Source organism: Methylobacterium sp. Leaf465 (assembly GCF_001424705.1).
Classification (GTDB): Bacteria; Pseudomonadota; Alphaproteobacteria; order Rhizobiales; family Beijerinckiaceae; genus Methylobacterium.
Window position 1 is genome coordinate 1 of the sequence record NZ_LMRA01000032.1, and the last position, 3851, is coordinate 3851.

4 protein-coding genes are annotated in these 3851 nt (G+C 55.0%); 2 read left to right on the forward strand and 2 right to left on the reverse strand.

The annotated features are described in order from the left end of the window. Positions 1 to 166 precede the first annotated feature (166 nt). Both ASG51_RS15110 and ASG51_RS15115 read right to left on the reverse strand, forming a co-directional pair. Complete coding sequence (locus ASG51_RS15110; RefSeq protein ID WP_056381716.1) at positions 167 to 598, reverse strand: hypothetical protein; 432 nt, start codon at positions 596 to 598, stop codon at positions 167 to 169. 21 nt (positions 599 to 619) lie between these two features. Further along, positions 620 to 853 carry a helix-turn-helix domain-containing protein gene (locus ASG51_RS15115; RefSeq protein ID WP_056381718.1) on the reverse strand — a complete coding sequence of 78 codons (234 nt, stop codon included), beginning with the start codon at positions 851 to 853 and terminating at the stop codon, positions 620 to 622. A 1021-nt stretch (positions 854 to 1874) separates the two neighbouring features. Here ASG51_RS15115 and ASG51_RS23535 point away from each other — a divergent pair. Together ASG51_RS23535 and ASG51_RS24270 are read left to right on the forward strand one after the other, a co-directional pair. After that, positions 1875 to 3179 (forward strand): ATP-binding protein, encoded by a 1305-nt coding sequence (locus ASG51_RS23535; RefSeq protein WP_082514027.1) that lies wholly within the window; start codon positions 1875 to 1877, stop codon positions 3177 to 3179. After that, positions 3172 to 3657, forward strand: coding sequence for a hypothetical protein (locus ASG51_RS24270; protein ID WP_156389739.1), 486 nt, complete (start codon positions 3172 to 3174; stop codon positions 3655 to 3657). The genes ASG51_RS23535 and ASG51_RS24270 overlap by 8 nt, the downstream gene beginning before the upstream one ends. Positions 3658 to 3851 lie beyond the last annotated feature (194 nt).

The following is a 3851-nucleotide window of genomic DNA, read 5'->3' on the forward strand; positions in this document are numbered from 1 at the left end:
GATGTCTGCTTCATCTTCGCTCCTCAGGGGCTACGATGAACCAGCCATCCTCCGTTCGTGAAGACCCTCAATCTGTCCCACAGGTGCTGACGTCGGACACTGGATCGACGCCCAAGGGAACGCGCGGCGTGATCGGGGTCGCATCATCCTCGAGGAACGGCATGGCTTAGCGCTCGCTGAGGTAGGCGGAGAGCTTGATCGCCGGCTGAGTGCCGCCGATGACGGCCATCACACGGACGAACTCGTATTCGACGCCGGCCATCTCGTTCGAGGCGTCGGAGGTGTAGCGGTCAGGCGGGCTGGTTCGGGCTCCACCGGGACGGGCGCCGCTCGCACCCAACTCGATCACCGCCAGGTTCTCGATGGCCCCGGCCGGGAACAGGTCGTCGTTCGAGCCCTGCAGGATGAAGGCGTAGGTCTCGTTGCCGGCGAGGACCTTCACGAACTCCACATCGAGCACGAGCGTGTAGTCCTTACGCCCCCGGCCGACCTTGAGAATGACGTTCGAGGAGAACCGTTGCAGGCTGCCCGACGCCGTGAGGGTTACGTCTTCGACGAACTTCGTGAGGGTATCGAGGGGATAGTACCGCTTGGCCATGTCGGCCTCCTGTTGCTGGGGTCAGACGAGGTGGCGAGAGGGGGAGGGCGCTTGCCGGGTCGGCGCAGGGTGGCGCTGGCTGTCGGACCAGGCGCGCAGCTCGTCGACGGCGTAGGCCACGCGACCGCCGTGCTTCCGGTAGGGAGGGCCGGTCTCCCGGCTGCGCCACGACCGCAGCGTCACGGGCGAAACCGCCAGCATCTCGGCTGCTTCCGTCTCGTTCAGCATCGCGGTGATCGGTTTCGTGGGTGACATCGTGCGCCGTCTCGTCCGGGGTCAGGCCCAGACGATGGATCGGCGGGTCAAAGCCCGCACCGCACATGTCTCCGCAGCAGCAAAACGCAACGATGCGCGACGTCCCGGCGGACCGCTTCACGGCCCGTTCCGACGCAACACTGACTGAACCCGGCCTAAGTCCAGGTAGCGGCTACCGATTTGCGGGATGGCAGGCCGTTCTGAGGGGGTGGATCGAGGGGAAGGTGGTTCTCAGGGCGAGAGAGGGAGGCCCAGACTTTTGCTCCACTCGCCAGCCTTGCTCCGGCGCCGACGAACGGGGGTACTCCGCTCCGCTCCACTGCTCCGTCCCCTAAAGGGGACTGGAGCACTGGAGCACTGGAGCAAGGCACCCTGGGCGCTCCAGTGCTCCAGTGCGCTCCGCTACAGTGAAATCGACTGGAGCGCTTCCCATCCGCTTCCCAGGAAGGCGCAACGGTAGGACGAGCGCCGACGGCCGCCCGCAAGCCCTTGATAGGGCTCGCGATCGGTCCGGGCGGGGAGGGAGGAGCATCTGATTGCGGTTCAGCAGGATGCGATCCGATGGGCCGCTGCCCCACAAGGGCGACCGACGGAACACCGGCGCCGGCCGTGGCCCGGACCCAAGTGGCGCCTCCGCCTGAAAGCATGAGCACCCCCGGGGTAGGGGGGCGAAAATGGCGGCGAAATCGGTAGCTCCTCAGTCAGGCGCGCGACTCTTCCTAAGACCTTCCGGACCATCGCGATTTTTTTCTATACTGAGATGCATCGGTTGAGCCGAGGAGGCCTGAATGAGGCAGCGGCTTCGGTAGGTTCATAGGGCTGCTGCCAGTGATCAAAGCTCTCCAGCGTCGTTCGCCGAATGCGCCGAAGGCTGTTTTTGGCTTCCCGAGCGGGAACGCCCTACATAACCGCACGAACGATGCGCGCACTCTCTGCGTCACAACACCTTGGCAATATGAGCCTGGTAGAGTGGCGTAGAGGGACTGTGTGGCGTGCGCGCTACGTGTAGTCAGAGAACATTATGAAAACTGTCTTATCTGTACGTAAATTTTCCTGCATTGCGACGGCCGATATTGAGCTCTCCGCGCTCACGATTCTTATCGGCCCTCAAGCTAGTGGGAAAAGTGTACTGTCAAAATTGACCCATTTTTGCTTCGAGTCTTATCGAGACATGATGGCTAGCCTCTATGCAGGTGAGGATTTTGAAGAACACAAACAATCTTTGGTGTCTAAGTTTAAAAGATGGTTCCCTGTAAGTGCATGGGGAACAGGCGATTTTACAATCCGGTTTGTGTCTGGAGACTTTGTGTTTTCAGTTGTGAGAAGCAAATCACGGAATGCGCCATCCGAGAAGATACGGATTGTCTACGCTGAACATGTCCAGCCTAGCTACGATAGCTTCTTGCGCGTGATGATTGAAAGCACCAGGACAGAAGATACCTCTCCGCAAATCGCTGCACGACGAGTGCTAGATCAAAAAAATAAAATAGTAGCGGATTTCGAAAGGCAGCTTGATAAAATATCGGGTGTTAAATCTATTACTTGGCAAGTATTTATTCCCGCGGGAAGATCGTTTTTCACAAGTCAATATCGCACGCAGTCCGCTTTCAATAGAGCTGAGTTGCTCGACCCCCTACTAATCGAGTTTGGCCAATTATACGCGTATGTAAAAGACCATGGCGGGCCAAAATTGGGTCGCAGCAACGCAGAGGGTCAATCGAAAAGACTTGAAAGTCCTATTGTAAATAAGCTTTTGGGCGGCGACATCATATTTGGAGAAGACAGCTCTTTTCTTGAAACCGGAGATGGTCGTACGCTTCCTTTTTCGTTCCTCTCGTCGGGTCAGCAAGAATTACTACCTCTCCTACTAACCATTGAGGTTTTCGGTGTTGGCAATGGTACGTTGACGTATATCGAGGAGCCAGAAGCGCATCTTTTTCCAGAGTCCCAAAGTGTGCTGCTGAAGCACCTTGTCAGTCTCATGAAAAAGGAAAAAAGCGGCGCGCCTCAAATATTCATTACAACTCATAGCCCTTATATTCTTTCGAGAATCAATAACTTAATCAAGGCTGGGCAACTCGGTGTTTTCAAGGAAGGAGTTCTCAGAAAGAAAATTGCTGGTGTTGTTCCTGAAAAATCTTGGATATTGCCCGGAACGATTTCAGCATATGCGATTGAAGATGGGCAAGTGAGAGACATCGTAGATGAGGATGGTTTCGTCAACGCTGAATATCTCGACGCAGTCTCAAATGATATATCTCGTGAGCTAAGCAAGATTATTCAAATCGAACTTGATCATGAGTATTCTGAGGATGCAAATGGCTAAGCGTGCTCGTGTTGTTCCTCCGGCTGATATTGTGTTCTCTACCGATGGGTGCGAAAGAGTTAATAGAAATCCAAAATTTGCAGTCGCTGACGGCGACAAGACAGTGATTATTGATAATCCCCAGCGCCACAAGCTTTGTGCTACTCAAATTGATGGCTGCGCCATTAAGGACGGGATCCGAGCCGACTGGGCTGTTTCACGGGAGGGCGTCGGGCATGTGATAATCGAATTCAAGGGGCATGATCTTGAGAAAGCGTATTCTCAAATCGATCGGACTGCCGCCATTTGGCGTGAAAACAAATTGAAGCGTCCCGAGAGAATGGCCGCCCTCATTTTATGCAATCGTATCCCAAAGGCGCCGAAGTCGTCAGATCTACAGCTTAAATATTTAAAAACTCATCGTGGGCAGCTCACGGTTCAATCTCACTACGATGGTATTTCATTCGAATTTCAAAAATTGCTGGAGGGGGATGCTTAACAAAATCTGTGTGTCTGTAATTTGTTTCTAGTGTTTCTAATCAAAGGACCAGTATGCGGAGGTGTGACTAGCCGCGCGGCTTCATTCGGTAGCGCTGTCCGACGTCAGCACCTGTGGGACAGATTGAGGGTCTTCACGAACGGAGGATGGCTGGTTCATCGTAGCCCCTGAGGAGCGAAGATGAAGCAGACATC

Excerpts from the sequence above, each read along its gene's own strand:
- ASG51_RS15110 (WP_056381716.1), bottom strand. The coding sequence starts at position 598 with ATGGCCAAGCGGTACTATCCCCTCGATACCCTCACGAAGTTCGTCGAA.
- ASG51_RS15115 (WP_056381718.1), bottom strand. The coding sequence starts at position 853 with ATGTCACCCACGAAACCGATCACCGCGATGCTGAACGAGACGGAAGCA.
- ASG51_RS23535 (WP_082514027.1), top strand. The coding sequence starts at position 1,875 with ATGAAAACTGTCTTATCTGTACGTAAATTTTCCTGCATTGCGACGGCC.
- ASG51_RS24270 (WP_156389739.1), top strand. The coding sequence starts at position 3,172 with ATGGCTAAGCGTGCTCGTGTTGTTCCTCCGGCTGATATTGTGTTCTCT.